This window comes from Kutzneria sp. NPDC051319, from assembly GCF_040682195.1.
Taxonomy (GTDB): domain Bacteria; phylum Actinomycetota; class Actinomycetes; order Mycobacteriales; family Pseudonocardiaceae; genus Kutzneria.
Window position 1 is genome coordinate 51,225 of sequence record NZ_JBFBAM010000007.1, and the last position, 15,972, is coordinate 67,196.

At 71.5% G+C, this 15,972-nt stretch carries 13 protein-coding genes; 7 read left to right on the forward strand and 6 right to left on the reverse strand.

Translation table 11 applies throughout. From position 1 onward, the window contains the following. The first annotated feature begins 33 nt into the window (after positions 1-33). Positions 34-927 (forward strand): septum formation family protein, encoded by an 894-nt coding sequence (locus tag AB0M73_RS08745; protein ID WP_363888678.1) that lies wholly within the window; start codon positions 34-36, stop codon positions 925-927. Between the two features lie 51 nt (positions 928-978). Here the strand turns inward: AB0M73_RS08745 and AB0M73_RS08750 are convergent, their stop codons facing one another. Together AB0M73_RS08750 and AB0M73_RS08755 are read right to left on the reverse strand one after the other, a co-directional pair. Further along, on the reverse strand, positions 979-1,494 hold the full coding sequence (locus AB0M73_RS08750; RefSeq protein ID WP_363888681.1) for a DUF6069 family protein: 516 nt from the start codon (positions 1,492-1,494) through the stop codon (positions 979-981). Between the two features lie 80 nt (positions 1,495-1,574). Beyond that, a complete protein-coding gene (locus tag AB0M73_RS08755) occupies positions 1,575-1,856 on the reverse strand; it encodes a hypothetical protein (protein ID WP_363888682.1) in 282 nt (93 codons plus the stop codon). Between the two features lie 244 nt (positions 1,857-2,100). On the opposite strand from AB0M73_RS08755, the gene mgrA reads away from it, so the two are divergent. Continuing rightward, entirely contained in the window at positions 2,101-3,129 is a 1,029-nt protein-coding gene (mgrA, locus tag AB0M73_RS08760) for an L-glyceraldehyde 3-phosphate reductase (protein ID WP_363888684.1), read from the forward strand. Here the strand turns inward: mgrA and AB0M73_RS08765 are convergent. Both AB0M73_RS08765 and AB0M73_RS08770 read right to left on the reverse strand, forming a co-directional pair. Continuing rightward, positions 3,112-4,581, reverse strand: coding sequence for a HAMP domain-containing sensor histidine kinase (locus AB0M73_RS08765; protein ID WP_363888686.1), 1,470 nt, complete (start codon positions 4,579-4,581; stop codon positions 3,112-3,114). The genes mgrA and AB0M73_RS08765 overlap by 18 nt on opposite strands. Continuing rightward, positions 4,581-5,285, reverse strand: a complete 705-nt coding sequence (locus AB0M73_RS08770) for a response regulator transcription factor (protein ID WP_043730447.1) — start codon at positions 5,283-5,285, stop codon at positions 4,581-4,583. The genes AB0M73_RS08765 and AB0M73_RS08770 overlap by 1 nt, the downstream gene beginning before the upstream one ends. Positions 5,286-5,397: 112 nt before the next feature. Here AB0M73_RS08770 and AB0M73_RS08775 point away from each other — a divergent pair, with 112 nt between their 5' ends. Next, a complete protein-coding gene (locus tag AB0M73_RS08775) occupies positions 5,398-6,165 on the forward strand; it encodes an FAD:protein FMN transferase (RefSeq protein ID WP_363888689.1) in 768 nt (255 codons plus the stop codon). A 119-nt stretch (positions 6,166-6,284) separates the two neighbouring features. On the opposite strand, the gene AB0M73_RS08780 is transcribed toward AB0M73_RS08775, so the two are convergent. Then, positions 6,285-6,872 (reverse strand): TetR/AcrR family transcriptional regulator C-terminal domain-containing protein, encoded by a 588-nt coding sequence (locus AB0M73_RS08780; protein ID WP_363888691.1) that lies wholly within the window; start codon positions 6,870-6,872, stop codon positions 6,285-6,287. A 544-nt stretch (positions 6,873-7,416) separates the two neighbouring features. On the opposite strand from AB0M73_RS08780, the gene AB0M73_RS08785 reads away from it, so the two are divergent. After that, positions 7,417-9,990 carry a tetratricopeptide repeat protein gene (locus AB0M73_RS08785; RefSeq protein ID WP_363888693.1) on the forward strand — a complete coding sequence of 858 codons (2,574 nt, stop codon included), beginning with the start codon at positions 7,417-7,419 and terminating at the stop codon, positions 9,988-9,990. 186 nt (positions 9,991-10,176) lie between these two features. After that, positions 10,177-13,005: a BTAD domain-containing putative transcriptional regulator gene (locus AB0M73_RS08790; protein ID WP_363888696.1), complete on the forward strand. Its 2,829-nt coding sequence runs from the start codon at positions 10,177-10,179 to the stop codon at positions 13,003-13,005. A 303-nt stretch (positions 13,006-13,308) separates the two neighbouring features. On the opposite strand, the gene AB0M73_RS08795 is transcribed toward AB0M73_RS08790, so the two are convergent. Then, entirely contained in the window at positions 13,309-14,070 is a 762-nt protein-coding gene (locus tag AB0M73_RS08795) for an SGNH/GDSL hydrolase family protein (RefSeq protein ID WP_363888699.1), read from the reverse strand. A 136-nt stretch (positions 14,071-14,206) separates the two neighbouring features. Here AB0M73_RS08795 and AB0M73_RS08800 point away from each other — a divergent pair, with 136 nt between their 5' ends. Then, a complete protein-coding gene (locus AB0M73_RS08800; protein WP_043719788.1) occupies positions 14,207-14,728 on the forward strand; it encodes a DUF3558 family protein in 522 nt (173 codons plus the stop codon). Positions 14,729-14,789: 61 nt separating this feature from the next. Next, positions 14,790-15,956 carry a hypothetical protein gene (locus tag AB0M73_RS08805; protein ID WP_363888702.1) on the forward strand — a complete coding sequence of 389 codons (1,167 nt, stop codon included), beginning with the start codon at positions 14,790-14,792 and terminating at the stop codon, positions 15,954-15,956. Positions 15,957-15,972 lie beyond the last annotated feature (16 nt).

Genomic DNA, 15,972 nt, shown 5'->3' on the forward strand with positions numbered 1-15,972 from the left:
CCGTTGAAGGGGAGGAAACGGTGGTACAGCAGCATGTCCATTGAACCTGAGCAGAGCGACCCGACCCTGCCGCCGGCCGCGCCGGAGCCGATGGCGGTTCCGGCCAAACGCCACTACGTCAAGCCCCTGGTGGCCGGCGTCGTCTTTGTCGTCGTGGCGGCGGGGCTGTTCGTCTACCGCCTGGAGCGGGAGATCCATGCCCCGCCGCCGCCCGTCGCGCCGGCCAGCTACGACTTCCAGGCCGGGCAGTGCTTCGACCGGGAGGACACCACGGCCGAGGTGCCGACCACGCCCCTGGACTGCGCCAAGTCGCACTCCGCCGAGGTGTACGCCGTTCAGCCGCTGTCCGGGGATGCCTACCCCGGGCAGACCGTCGTCCTGGACCTCGGCGACCGCGTGTGCCCGGCCGAGGTGGCCAAGGCGCTCGCGCCCGACACGAACTACGCCGGCGTGAAGACTTCTTTCCTCTATCCGCAGGACAAGGCGTGGGCGCAGGGCGACCGGTCCATCAAGTGCTTCTTCCTCCGGACCGACAAACTGCCGATGACCGGGCACGTCAAGGACAGCGGCCTGCCCTACACGCCCGAGCAGAAGCACTACCGCGACACCGTCAAGCCGTACGACACGATCGTCGGCGAGCAGGACCCCACGGTCGGCTGGACCGCCGAGCGTGACGTCGTCGCGCGGTCGATTCCCGTTGTGCAGCAGGAGATCGCCGCGCTCCAGGCCGGTCCCTGGCCGCACGAGTTCGGGGGCACGATCAAGGAGTTGACCGCCGCCAAGCAGGTCGAGCTGGCCGACCGCCGGCGCGCCGCGGCCGCCACCGACGAGGGCAGCTTCAAGCACGCCCTGGACGACGCCACGGCCCACAGCGGCTCCGAGAACGACCGAACCGTCAAGGCCGCGCTGAGCCTGGCCCCGGCCTGATGGTCACCGCGGCCGGTGCTTCCCGCGCCGGCCGCGGTCCATCACCTTCGATCACCGCTGTTCGCCGCGCCACTCCACCGTCTCGTCGTACGGCCCGATGTGCCGCTGCGGCGGCTGCTGCTGGTGGGTCGGCTCGATCTTCACCGTCCCCGGCGCGAAGCTCGTCAGGATCCCCGTCACCGCCAGCCCGATCGCCAGGTTGATCAGCCCCGTCGTCACCCGGCTGGCCAGGTCCACCGGCAGGCTCAGCGGCAGCACCACCGCGATCAGGGTCAGCAGCACCATGATCCACGTGAAGAACACCGTCGCCCTCGGCGTCGTCACCAGCAGCAAGTGCAGCAGCCCCGTTGCTGCCAGCGCCACCGCCGCCGACACCAGCGCGTAGGTCACCGTGTTCGCGTTGCCCCACACCCCCTCGCCCTTCGGGGCCAGCACGTCCACGTGCACCAGCCCCCGGGCGATCAGGATGCCCACCACCGCGATCAGCCCCGCCACCAGCGCGGTTGCCGCCGCCCCCGCCCACAACCTGCCCGCGTCGACCCGGATCTGGATGTCGTTGTCGGTCATCACGCGTCCTTCCGCACGCCGGCCCTCCCCATGATTGTCCCGCTCCAAGCCGGTGCGCGCCTGCCAGCAATCGGACGTGTCTAGCCGCGCTCCCTCTTGAGCTGCTCCAGGAAGGTCTCGAAGACCGACCGCGGCTCAGCGTCGCCTTCCGGATGGACCTCGATCCCGCCGCCGTCGTTGAGCACGATCTGCCGCCCCGGGTAGGTCCGCCGGGCCGTCTCCACATCCCGCTCGTCGAACTCGCCCGAGTACACCAGCACCCCGGCGAACAGCTCCGCCTTGAACGTCCCGCTCGGCCATCGGCACCGCCACATCTCGATCTCGAACAGCTCGTCCGGTGCGGGCAGATCCGGGCCGGTCATCGGAAGTCCTCCCGAGGTGATGATCTTCGACGCTAAACCCGGCGACCCGTCGAAAACTGGCCGCGTCACTGTCGCGCGGACTTGACGGCACCATCGGATGAAACGCCGGCGGTTGCCTCATCGGGGCGCGGCGGCTCGGTCTGGTCGGCTCCCGAAGCTGTCACTTTCGACACTGAGCCCCTGACCGCGAACGGACCTAGACTCGCGTCCGTTCGAGTGACCGGGCGAGCGGGGAGGCGGGACCGTGCCGTACGAGGCGGCGGGTGGGCGTTACGAGGAGATGGACTACCGGCGGTGCGGGCGCAGCGGGCTGCGGCTGCCGGGGATCTCGCTGGGGTTGTGGCACAACTTCGGGGACGACCGGCCGTACGAGGCGGGCCGGGAGATCGTGCGCCGGGCGTTCGACCTGGGGATCACGCACTTCGACCTGGCCAACAACTACGGCCCGCCGTACGGGAGCGCGGAGGCGAACTTCGGCAGGATGCTGGCCGACGACCTCAAGCCGTACCGGGACGAGCTGGTGATCTCGACGAAGGCGGGCTACGACATGTGGCCGGGCCCGTACGGGGAGTGGGGCAGCCGGAAGTACCTGATGGCGTCGCTGGACCAGTCGCTGGGGCGCATGGGCCTGGACTACGTGGACATCTTCTACTCGCACCGGTACGACCCGGACACGCCGCTGGAAGAGACGATGGGCGCGCTGGTCAGCGCCTACCAGCAGGGCAAGGCGCTGTACGTGGGCGTGAGCAGCTACTCGGCGACGAAGACGCGGGAGGCGGCGGAGATCCTGCGCACGGCGGGGGTGCCGCTGCTGATCCACCAGCCGTCGTACTCGATGCTGAACCGCTGGATCGAGGCGGAGCTGCTGGACGCGCTGGACGAGGTGGGGGCGGGCTGCATCGCGTTCTCGCCGCTGGGCCAGGGCATGCTGACGGACAAGTACCTGAACGGGCTGCCGGAGGGTTCGCGGGCGACGCAGGACAAGTCGCTGTCGACGGATCTGCTGTCGGACGAGAACCTGGCCCGGATCAGGGCGCTGAACGACATCGCGCAGCAGCGGGGGCAGTCGCTGGCCCAGCTGGCGCTGACGTGGACGCTGCGGGATCCGAGGGTGACCTCGGCGCTGATCGGGGCGAGCTCGGTCAAGCAGCTGGAGGACAACGTGGCGGCGCTCAACGCCCCGCCGCTGACGGACGACGAGCTGGCGGCCATCGACAAGCACGCGGTGGAGTCGGGCATCGACCTCTGGGCGAGCTCACACCTGGCGGGCTGACAGGGGAAACCGCACCGTGAACACGGTGGCGCCGGGCCGGCTCTGCAAGGTGACGGCGCCGCCGTGCGCGGTGACGAGGGAGTGCACGACGGACAGGCCGAGGCCGGTGCCGCCGCTGCGCCGGGTGCGGGAGTCGTCGACCCGGTAGAAGCGGTCGAACACCCGGGCCTGGTTCTCGGGGCTGATGCCGGGCCCGCCGTCGGCCACCTCGGCGACGGCCCAGCCGAGCTCGGTCCGCAGCCGCAGCGTCACGGGCGTGCCGGGGTCGGTGTGCACGGCGGCGTTGGTGAGCAGGTTGTCGAGAACCTGCCGCAGCCGCATGGGGTCCCCGATCATGGGCAGCGTGGAGGGCTCGACCTCCAGCGCGAACGGATGGTCGGGGCGAGCGGCCTGGAAACCGTCGGCGGCGGCCACGGCGATCTCGATGAGGTCAACCGGCTCGGGCCGTAGCGGGGCCTCGGCGGCGTCGAGCCGGGCCAGCAGCAACAGGTCGTCGAGCAGCAGGCTCATCCGCCCGGCCTCCTCCCGCATCCGTGCGAGGTGCCGTTCCCGCTCGGCGGGCTCGTTGGCCGCGGCGTACGCGAAGAGGTCGGCGTAGCCACGGATCGAGGTGAGCGGGGTCCGCAGCTCATGGGAGGCGTCGGCGACGAACTGCCGCAGCCGCTGCTCGGCGGCCGACCGCGCGACCAGCGAGTGGTCGATGTGATCGATCATCACGTTGAACGCCGACCGCAGCTCCTCGACCTCGATGCCGCCGCCCTCGCCCTTGGCCCGCACCGAGAGGTCGACGGACTTGGCCGTCAGGTCGGTGGAGGCGACAGTGTGCGCGGTGGAGGACATGTCGGCCAGCGGCCGCAGCCCGCGCCGCAGCACCTGCTGCCCGACCAGGACCAGCACGACCAGCGCGATGCCGAACGTGACCAGATTGACCATGATCATCCGACGGATGGTGGCCTCGGTGTCGCCCTCGGACAGCCCGACCACGGCGACCCTCTTGAGCAGCGGGGTGTTCACGGAGGTCACCGCCATGAACCGGTACCGGACCCCGCCGGCCTCCACCTCCTGCTCGGGGTGCTGCAGGGGGCTGCTCACCAGCGCCCGCGCGGCCAGCGCGATCAGCTGCTTGCCGTCCACCGGCGGATGGCTGGTGCTGTCGGTCAGCTTCACGTTGTTGCCGGGGCTGAACTCGACCGTCACGCCGACCGGCGGATCGTGGTCGGCCACACTGCCGTGCCCGAACTTGCCGGGTGACGGGTTGACGTTGCCGGTCGCCTTGAACTGGCCCAACGTCGTGGACAGCTGGTCGCTCAGCTTGGTGTCCAGGTACTGGTGCAACAGCGACGTCGTCACCACGCCGACCAGCCCGAACACCACCAGCGCCAGCGCGCCCAGCGCCAGCGCGAGCTGGGTGCCCAGCCGCAGCCGCCGCCAGGCGGCGGTCAGCCTGCCCATCAGGTGGCCCGGCGGACCACGTAGCCGACGCCGCGGATCGTGTGGATCAGCGGCTCGTTGCCGGTGTCGAGCTTGCGGCGCAGGTGCGAGATGACCAGTTCCACCACGTTGGACCGGCCACCGAAGTCGTAGTCCCACACGTGGTCCAGGATCTGCGCCTTGGTCAGCACGGCCGGGGAGCGCCGCATCAGGTACCGCAGCAGCTCGAACTCGGTGGGCGTGAGCGACACGTTCTCCTCGCCGCGGCGCACCTCGCGGGTGTCCTCGTCCAGCTCCAGATCCTCGACCGCGAGCACGGAACGCTTCCAGCCCGGGCCGGTGGTGCGGCGCAGCACGGCCCGCAGCCGGGCCATCAGCTCCTCCACCGCGAACGGTTTGACCAGGTAGTCGTCGCCGCCCCGGGTCAGGCCGGCGACCCGGTCGGCGGTGGCGTCCTTGGCGGTCAGGAACACCACCGGCACCATCGCGCCGGTGGCCCGCAGCCGGTCCAGCACGGTGAAGCCGTCCAGGTCGGGCAGCATGAGGTCGAGCACGACGATGTCCGGGTTGAACGCCGCCGCCTCGGTCAGCGCGGACGAGCCGTTGTTGGCCACCCGGGCGTGCCAGCCCTCGTACTTCGCCACCGTGGCCACCAGGTCGGCGATGTGGGGCTCGTCGTCGACGACCAGCAGTCGTACCGGGGCCTCCGCCTTGTCAGCTCGCACGTGACCATGGTGCGGCCTGCGGCGGGCGCCGGGCGAGTCGACGCCCCGGTCGACAGCCGACCGACAGAACTTGCACAGCCGCCGCACAGGCTCGTTCGCCATTGTTGAGGTCATGCGGCACGTCGAGCAGGTGATGGGGATGCCGGTCTCGGTCGACGTCCGCGACCCGGTCGACGGCGCCCCGCGGCACATCGACCTCCCGCGGCACATCGACCTGCTGTACGCCGACCTGCGCCGCGTGGATGCCCGCTTCAGCCCGTTCCGCCCGGACAGCGAGGTCAGCCGCTACGGCCGGGGCGAGGTCGCCGAGGTGTCGGCCGAGCTGGCCGAGGTGATCGACATCTGCCGGCACTACGAGCGCATCAGCGACGGCGCCTTCACCGCCACCCCGCCCGGCCACACCTTCGACCCGTGCGGCGTCGTCAAGGGCTGGGCCGTCCAGCGGGCGGCCGATCAGCTGCGGGATCGAGGGGTTGAAAGGTTCTGTGTCAACGCCGGCGGCGACGTCGTGGCCATCGGCGAGCCCGAGCCCGGCCGCCCCTGGCTGGTCGGCATCCGCCACCCCGAGCAGGCCGACCGCATGTGCGCCGTCCTGGGCGTTCGCGACCTGGCCGTCGCCACCTCCGCCACGTATGAACGGGGCGAGCACATCCTCGACGGCCGCACCGGTCTGCCGGCCCGTGGCCTGCTCAGCGTCACCGTGGTGGCCGCCGATCTCACCACCGCCGACTGTGTTGCCACCACTGCCTTTGCCATGGGCCGCCCCGGCGTCGCCTGGGCCGACTCCCAGCCCGGCTGCCTGGTCTTCGCCGTCGACGCCGACCTGGCCGTCCACCGCTCCGCCGCCCTCGACCCCTACCTCATCGCCGACGTCGTCTAACCCCCGCGTGTCCCGCTCTCCGGCACACCGAAACACGCTTTCAGGCACACAGCCGTGCCACGCCCCTGACGCCACATTCGACTCCCCCCCGCCCCGGGGGTGCGGGCGTGCGGGGGTGGCTATGAAGACAGGCGGGCCAGGCGGAGGCCGCTCAGCAGGAGTTCCAGGCCGAACTCGAAGGTCTCCGTGGTGCGGTGCCCGGCGCCGGCGGCGGTGAGCAGGGGGAACAGCACGGGATCCGGTTTCTCGGTGTGGGGCTGGGCGGCCTGCTCGTCGGCGACGAAGCCGGTGACGTAGCTGAGCAGGCAGACGAGGGCGCGCATGGCGTCGGGGGTGGTGAAGCCGGCGGAGGTGAGCATGCGCAGGGAGAGCTCGGCGAGGCGGTTGACGGCGGGGTCGGCGGTGCAGGCCTCGGCCAGGACGCGGGCGCCGTCGCGGTGCGAGAGCAGGGTCTGCCGGTAGGCACGGGCGATGTCGCCGAGCTGGTCCATCCACGCGCCGTCGGGGGCGATGCCGCCGATGCCGTCGCGGATCATGGCGGCGGCCATCTGGTCGACGAGATCCTGGCGGTTGCGGACGTGCCAGTAGAGGGCGGGCGCCTGAACGTGCAGCCGTTCGGCCACGCCGCGCAGCGTGAGGTCGGCCAGCCCGACCTCGTCGAGCAGCTCCAACGCGGCCTGCACGACGGCGTCCCGACTCAGTTTCACGAGTGACACCTTAACGATGTTCTCCGGGCGCTTAACGGCGTTAAGGAAATCCGAACCGATCAAGTGCGAGCATCGAGTTTGCCGCCGCGACCTGACGGGCAGGCGATGGGGGTCGGAGAGGAGGCCAGCTGGTGCCGTTGTCGCGTCGCGCGTCTGGCTCGGCGGCCCTGAACACCGGTGATGCTCCGATAGGGTGGGGTGGCTGTGACCGGTCACACGCGCTCTGTTACGGTTGCCGCGCAAACCGGGGAGCGGCTGGGTTTGCCAATTCCGTTGGCGCAAGGCCACTTCCGCTTCGCCAGACCTTGATCACCGGCAGGTCGGGACCCCCGCTCGGGGTGGGTTCCGAGCTGTTGGCGGCCACACTGGCGCAGCGCGGTCCCGTCGTCCGCAATCGGGAGCGGACGGCGGGATCGCTTCGCATGCGACCGCCGGCTGTCGGGCCACGAATCGGGCAAAGATGTCCGGGTTTTTCGACCTGTGGCCGACCAACCCGGGGACCCGCCGGCCCTGGTGGCGGTAGCTTGCCCGTCAGAACCACCTGATGGGGCGGGAGCAGCTCGTGACCAGCGCGCATCCGGCAGTCCGTCGCGGCGGTGTCCTGATCCGCCTGCTCGGCCGGCCTGAGATCCTCGGGGTCGACGGTCCACTTCCCGTCGACTCGGCCGAGGCCTGCACGCTGCTCACCAGAATCGCGTTGCACCCCAACGAAATCGTGCTGACCGAGCACACCGAGGCGGCCGACGAGCTGCGGGTGCTGCTGGACAAGGCCGACCCGGGCGGCGACACCGAATTGATCACCGAGCGCTTCGGCTACCGGCTGCGCATCGACCCCGAGCGCATCGACGTGCACGACCCGACGGCCATTTCCGCCGCCGATCTGGTGCTGCTGCCGGACGCGCTGCGCCGCGACCTGGTCGGCCGCCAGATGACCGAGCTGCACCGGCAGGGCCGCCGCGCCGAGGCGCTGGCCGTCTACGAGCGCATCCAGGCCGGCCGCCGCGACCAGCCGCTGGACCCGGTGCTGCGCGCCCTCTACGACCGCATCCTGTACGACGACCCGTCGCTGCTGCCGCCGGAGCCGTCCAGTGTGGAGATCGCCGGCGTGGTCGTGCCGGCGCAGCTGCCGCCGGCCCCGACCGGCTTCACCGGACGCCACGAGGAACTGTCCAGCCTGGACCGTCTGCTCCAGGAGGACACGTCCACGCTGGGCGTTGTCGTCGGCGCCGCGGGCACCGGCAAGACCGCGCTGGCGGTGACCTGGGCCGGTCAGGTGGCCCGGGAGTTCCCCGACGGCCAGCTCTTCGTCTGCCTGCGCGGGTACGACCAGAACCGGCCGCCGGCCGAGCCGGCCGACGTGCTGCGGCGGTTCCTGATCGCGCTGGGCGTCGCGCCCCAGGCGGTTCCGGTCGACCTGGCGGAGCGGGCTGCGCTGTACCGGTCGCTGCTGACCGGCCGCCGCATGCTCGTGATGTTGGACGACGCCCGCGACTCCGAGCAGGTGCGGCCGCTGCTGCCCGGCGGCCGAGGCCCGTTGACCATCGTCACCAGCCGTCGGCGGCTGGACGGTCTGGTCGCGCGGGACGGCGCCGCCTACGTGCCGGTGGGCACGCTGCCGGGCCCGCAGGCGGTGCGGCTGCTCGACGAGGTCTCGGACATCGCCTGGTCGCAGCGCGATCCGGTGAATGCGTCACGAATTGCAAACCTTTGTGGTCATCTTCCGCTGGCCCTGCGGATCGTGGGCGCGCGGCTGGCCATGGCCCCGAACGGCACGCTGGCCCGGCTGGCCGACGAACTGGCCGACGAGCGGCATCGGCTCCAGGTGCTGGACATCGAGGACGCCGACGACGACATGCAGGTCAGCGTGCGGCGGGCGTTCGACGTCTCCTACCGCACGCTGCCGCCGGAGTTCGCGTCCGTGTTCCGGCTGCTGGGTTTCTTCCCCGGGGCCAACTTCGGGCCGCACCTGGTCGCGGCCATGGGCAACGGCTCGGTCGGCTCCGCCCGCACGGCGCTGCGCGCGCTGAGCGCCGCCCACCTCATCACCGAGACCAGCCAGGACTGGTTCACGATGCACGACCTCGTGCGGCTGCACGCCCGTGAGGTCGCCTCCGCCGAGCTCACGCAGGCCGAGGCGTTCGCGGTCGGCGCGCGCGTGCTGGAGTACTACTGCGTGGTCTCGGACCGGGCCCGCCGGCTCATCCGCCCGCCGGCCGACTCGTTGGCGCCGAGCCTGTGCTCGCTGGTGGCCACGCCCCGGCTGGAGAACCGGGCCCACGCGCTGACGTGGTTCGAGCGCGAGCGCAGCAACCTGCTTTCCGTCCTGCGCAACGCGCACCAGGGCGCTTTCAGCACGCACGTGTGGCAGCTGGCCCGGCTGCAGCTGGACTTCCTGGCCACGCACTGCCCGTGGGAGGACTGGCGCACCAGCCACGAGCTGGGGCTGGCCGCGGCGAAGGCGGCCGGCGACCGCAACGGCGAGGCCCTCATGCACCACGGCCTCGGCCTGCTCTATGGGCGTCTGGGCGAGCACGAGCGCGCCCTGGCCGAGCACGAGGCGTGCCGACGGCTGGCCGAGGGTGACGGCGACCTGCCGGTGGTGGCCCTCGGATCGGCGCATGCGGCGTCGGCGCTGTTCCACCTGAGCCGTCATGACGAGGCGATGGCGTTGTCGCGTCAGTCGCTCGCGCTGTACCGGCTGCTCGGCGACCGCTACCGGCAGGCGCAGCCGCTGAGCACGCTCGGCGAGCTGGCCCGGTTGAGCGGCGACTACGAGGGTTCGCTGGCCTACAACCAGCAGGCGCTGCACATCTACCAGCAGTACGACGACTCGGAGCGGCAGGCGTGGGTGCGGGTGCACCTGGGCGAGACCAACCGCGCCGCGGGCTGGCTGGACCACGCCGAGGCGTCGTTCACCGAGGCCGTCCGGCTGTCCCGGGTGAGTGGCACCGCGCTGCGTGAGGGTTACGCGGTGCGGGGTCTCGGCGATGTCTATCTGGACCGCGGCGACAAGCTGGCGGCCCGCCAGGTGTGGGAAGAGGCACTGCGCACGTTCGGCCACATCGGCGCGCCGTGGGTGGCCAGCGTGCGGGCGCGGCTCGCGAAATTGTTCGGCTGAGGGAACTCGGAGCCCCGGTCACGCGTCACAAGCTTCATGCCGGACGGGTGACACGAACGGACCAGCACCGTGACCATCGACTACTGTGAGTAGTCTTTTGTTAGCCTGTTCCGGGGAGACGCCTCACGAACGGTTAACAGGTTCCCGTAAGTTGGACGCATCGCTCGCCTCAGGGAGCTGCCCCGAATGATGCTGCCGTCCACGACCGTCGAGCGAGCAGGTGCCACGCTCGAGTTCGGCGTGCTCGGTCCGGTACAGCTGCTGGTCGACGGGCGCCCGGTGCCGCTCGGTGGATCCGGCGTGCGCAGCCTGCTCGCGCTGCTGGTGCTCGACGCCAACCAGGTCGTCTCGTTCGATCGCATCGTCGACGCGCTGTGGGCCGACGAGCCGCCGGAGACGGCGCGCACCATCGTGCACGGCTACGTGTCCAAGCTCCGGCGCATCCTGGCCAAGGCCGGCGGCGCCGCCTCCATCCGCACCCAGCCGCCCGGCTACGTGCTCCAGGTGCAGCCCGAACTCGTGGACCTGCACCGCGCCAAGCGATTGATCGGCGACGCCAGCGGCCGCCCGGCGGCCGAGCGGGCCGAGCTGCTCGGTCGCGCGCTGGAGCTGTGGCGCGGCCCGGTGCTGGCCGGCGCGCAGCTGCAGAAGACGGGCCAGCCCGACATCGACGAGCTGCGGCTGGTGGCCGTGGAGGAACGCGTCGCCGCCGACTTGGAGCTGGGCCGGCACGCCGAGGTGATCGGCGAGCTGCGCCGGTTGGTCGACGATCATCCGTTCCGTGAGCGGCTGCTCAGCCTGCTGATGCTGGCCCAGTACCGGTCGGCCCGGCGCATCGACGCCCTGGTCTCCTACCGGCGCTTTCACCGGTACGCCACCGAGGAACTGGGCATCGATCCCGGCCCCGAGCTGCGCCAGCTGCACGAGCAGGTGCTGCGGGACGACCCGGGGCTGCGGTTGCCGACGCGGACCCAGGCCGGCCGGCAGGTCTACGGCCCGGTCATCCCGGCCCAGCTGCCCGCCGCGACCAGCGCGTTCGCCGGCCGGGACGTGGAGCTGGCGTGGCTGGACGGCCTTCAGCACGGTGGCGGCGTCGAAGGCGCGATCACCGTCGCCGGCGTGGTCGGCCCGGCCGGCATCGGCAAGACCGCCCTGGCCCTGACCTGGGCGCATCGCAACGCCGGCGCCTTTCCGGACGGCCAGCTGTTCGCGGCTCTGCGCGGCTTCGACCCCGGCCACGAACCGACGTCGCCGGCCGAGGTGCTGACCCAGTTCCTGCTGGCCCTCGGCGTGCCGGCGGAGGCGATCCCGTTCGACCTCAACGAGCGCGCGGGCCTCTACCGGTCGCTGCTGGCCGAGCGTCGCGTGCTGGTGCTGCTGGACGACGCCCGCGACTCCGAGCAGGTGCGGCCGTTGTTGCCGGCCGGCTCCGGTTCGCTGGTGGTGGTCACCAGCCGTCGTCGTCTGGACGGCTTGGTGGCCCGCGGCGGCGCGCGGCTGCTGGCGTTGACCACGTTGTCCAGCGAGGCTTCCGTTCGCCTGCTGGACTTTTCGACCGGACATCAGCGCCGCAGCGCCGAGATCGACTCGCTGCGACGGCTGGCCGCGCTCTGCGGGCACCTTCCGCTGGCGCTGCGCATCGCCGCCGCCCGGCTGGCAGCCAGTCCACAATGGACGGTTGACGACCTGGTCGGCGAGCTGGCCGACGAGCAGCACCGGTTGCGCGCCCTCGACCTGGAGGACGCCGACACCAGCGTGCGCGGGGCGTTCGACGTGTCGTACCGGACGTTGCACCCGGACCTGGCCGAGACCTTCCGCGCGATCGGCGTGCACGAAGGCGCCTCGGTGTCGCCGCACGTGGTCGCGGCCCTGACCGAGGTCGACCTGGTGACCGCCCGCCGCCGGCTGCGCGAGCTGGCCAGCGCCCACCTGCTGGCCGAGACCAGGGCCGACCGCTACACGCTGCACGACCTGATCCGCCTGCACGCCCGCGAGATCGCCGCCACCGAGCTGACCGGCCAGCAGCGGACCCGGGCCGTGGAAAAGCTGGTGAACTACTACCTCCTCGTCGCGGACCGGGCGCACCGGCTGATCCGCCCGCCTCGGGACAATCACGTGGCCGCGGTGTCCGGCGAGGGCGTCGAGATCCCGATGCTCGCCTCGGCCGAGCAGGCGTTGCGCTGGTTCGACACGGAGTGGCCGAACCTGGTCGCCGCCGTGCAGCTGGGCGCGGCGGCCGGGCTCCACCGGCTGACTTGGCAGCTCGCGCTGTGCCTGCGCACCTATGTGTACCTGCGGGGTCTGACATCCGACTGGGCCGCGGTGTTCGAGCTGGGCCTGCGCGCCGCTCGTGCGGTGGGTGACCGTGACGGCGAGTCGCGCATGCTGCGCGGCCTGGGCAACGCCGCCGAACTGGTAGGCGAGTACGAGCTGGCGCTGCAGCGCTATGTCGAGGCCCACACCATCGCCGTCTACCTGGACGACCCGGCCCTGATCGCGCTGACCGGCGACAACCTCGGCGGCATCCTGTCCGAGCTGCGCCGGTTCGACGAGGCCGAGGCCCACCTGAACACCTCGCTCGGGCTGTACCGGCAGATCGGCGACGGCCAGGGCGAGGCCATCGCGCTGAACAACCTCGGCGTGCTGGTCCAGGACCGCGGCGAGAACGAGAAGGCCTTCGAGTACTACCGGCGCGCGTTCCAGCTGCACCGGGACGGCGACAACCACGAGGACGGCGCCCGCTCGCTGGCCAACCTGTGCTGGGTGAGCCGGCAGCTGGGCCGCTACACCGAGGCCGAGGGCTACGCCCGCGACGGCCTGCGACTGGCCCAGACCTACGGGATGGCCTACGTCGAGGCGATGCTGCACCACCAGCTCGGCGAACTGCACCTTGAGCAGGGCCGTGGGCAGGCCGCGCGGCTCGAACTCAACCTCGCGCTGGCCGTCTACCGGCGGATGCGCTCGCCGTACGCGGACGCCGTCGACACCCTGTTGGCTGGTTTAGCCGACGTTTAGTGCCCCCGTCAGGCGATGTGAAAACGTTGAAGGCGGACACCGCTGACGCTGTCCACGGGCGGACTGCGTGCGGGTGATGCTGGGGGACCCAGAGGGGGTCTGTCACCCCATCGGTTCAGGCGACGCTCGGGGAGAGCGCCGGCTGGACCGCGTTGTGTGGTTCCTACTTGCACCTGGGGGTCAGGTAGGAACCACACAGCCTCGGGCGGCGTGTGCTCGCGGAAACCGCGAGCCACGTCGTCCGTCTTCTCTTCCGGGGGACGATTCCCGTTGCCGGGCCGTGCCCGGCGGGTCGGATTCCGCTCAGAGCTCGCCGAGCTCCGGCCGCTTCGCCGTGAGACCGTCGCCCGAGTGCACGCGGCGCAGCCGCCGTCCGATCCACGGCATGAAGAAGTCCTTGGCCCAGCGCAGATCCTGCTGCCGCCGGGCCAGTCCACCGAGCGGCACGGCCGGCGGCCACGGGTCGTTCCACGAGTCGGCCTTGACGCCAAGGCGGTCGGCCACCAGCAGCGCCAGCCGCCGGTGACCCTCCGGCGAGGGGTGCAGCCGGTCGGCCGCCCAGGCGCGGGAGTCCCGCAGCATCTCCAGCGGCCACAGGTCGACCACGGTCGCGCCGTGCTTGTCGGCGATCGCCCGCAGGTGCCCGTTGTAGGTGGCGATCTTGCCGCGGAGCCGGCCCAGCACCGGGGTGCCCCTGGTGTCCATGCCCGTGAAGATCACCACGTGGCTGCCGGCCGCGGCCAGCTGTGTGGCGGCGTCGTCGAACAGGGCGGCGATCCGGTCCGGGTCGCTGCCCGGGCGGATGATGTCGTTGGTGCCGGCGCACAGCGTCACCAGGTCGGCCTTCATCGCGGCGGCGATCGGCACCTGGTCGGTCAGGATCTCCAGCATCTTGCGGCTGCGCACGGCCAGGTTGGCGTAGCGGAACTCCGGCGCGTCCGCGGCCAGCAGCTCGGCCAGCCGGTCGGCCCAGCCCCGGTAGACCTGGCCGTCCGGCCCGAGATCCTCCAGGCCCTCGGTGAAGCTGTCCCCGACGGCGACGAACGTGGTGAAGCGGTGCGGCACTGCGGTCCCTCCCTCGAATCCCCCGGCAAACTGGTTGAACTGGCCAACCAATCAGTCAGGATGCACGGCCCGGCTCGACCTACGCCACCGTCGGTCACGGCGCCGCCGGTGATCGGCTACCACTAGGGTCTGCGCCATGTCCGCACGCGTGCTCCCGCTGGTCGCGGGCCTGCTCCTGCTCACGGCCTGCTCCTCAGGTGGCAACACGTCCGGCGGGACCGGCACTCCCGGCGTGTCCGGGATCTCATCGCAACGGCCGGCTTCGCTGGACGGCGTCGACCCGTGCACGCTGCTCGACGACAAGGGCCGGGGCGCGCTCGGCATCGCCACGCCGCCACACAATGGGGTGAATGTGACGGCCACCAGCTCGTGCGGCTGGTTGCTCGGCGACGGCTACTACGCCACCGTCAGCCTCTTCACCCAGGTCGGCCTGGATGACCTGGCCGTTCCCGCCGGCACCACGGCCACCACGGTGGGCGGGCGGCCCGGCAAGAAGGTGCTCAAGACCGCCGACCCGGGCTGCTCGGTCTACCTCGCGGCGACCGCGCACTCCAGCGTGCAGATCGACGTCGACCAGGGCAAAGACCCCGAGGTGGCCTGCTACGACGCGCTCAAGGTGGCCTTCGTGGCCGACGGTCGTCTGCCGGCCGCGACCTGACCCGTCCAGGGGCTACTGTCTGCGCCGACCCTGTCGCTCTCGGTGGACCCTGGAGTTGGTGATGCAGCGCTACGGGTGGCTGGTCGCCGCCGCCGCGACCGGCGTCGTGGTGGTTCTCGTGGCAGTCGTCGCCGGCGGCAGCGACGCCGCCCCGCAGCCGCACCCCGGTGATCTGCCGCCGCTCGGGCAGCCCGTCGTCGTGCAGGAGCCGGGTGGCGGGGAGCCGCTCAGCTACGGCGACACCGCCGCCTACGACGCCTGCGCGCTGCTGTCCACCCGCACGCTCGGGGACCAGGGCGTGCGCATCGATCCCGGTTCGTCCTTTATCGACAGTCACCTCGACGGCGACGTGCCGGCCGATGCCGCCGTGCCGCAGGGCGGCCTGGACTCCATCAGCAACTGCCGGTACACCCTGGTCGGCGGGGACGAGCTCAGCGTCACCGTGCAGCAGACCCCGTTCACCACTTCGGACAAAGTGGACCAGACCCGCTCGTGGCCGCTGCAGAACAACGCCGTGATGCGGCACGACCGGGGGCTGGAGGTGTCGTCCTATCGCGACGGCGCCGGCTGGACGACGGTGATCGGCCGGCCCAAGCTCGCGGTGACGATCAGCTTCGACCTGCGCCGACCGGTGTACGGCGACCGGGACCAGCACCAGTTCGTGCTGGACGTGACCCGGGCCGTGGTCGACGCCGTGGTCGCCGGGGCCGCCGGGCCGGCGGTGTACCGGCACACCGCGCCGTTCACCGGCGTGAAGAGTCCGTGCCTGCTGCTGTCCTCCGACGCCTTCCAGCAGGCCTACCCCGGTGGCCCGTCCTCGCTGGTCCTGGAGTACGCCGACGCCGGCTTCGCTGCCGTGTCGCAGGACGACGGCGAGACCGCGCTGCGCACCTCCGCCAGCTGCGTGCGGTCCAACGTCGTGCCCGACGGGGCGCTCGGTCCGCAGTACCGGGAGATCCGGATGGACATGACGGTCTGGGACAAGCCGCAGTGGACCGTCCAGCACGACCGGGCCGACTGCGGCGGCCAGGCCGTGACTCTTGGCGTGACTCTTGGTGACGGCGCCAGTTGCCTGACCGATTCAGGGCCGTCGACCTGGAATCTGTCCTTCCGAACGGGACGATCGGTGATCACGCTTTCCACCGGCGGCACGGCCGCTGGTGACCGTGAGACGGTGAAACGCCTGCTCACGCCGGTCGCGCGGGCCGTGGTCACGCGACTGCGGTGAATATCTCCTCCGACCG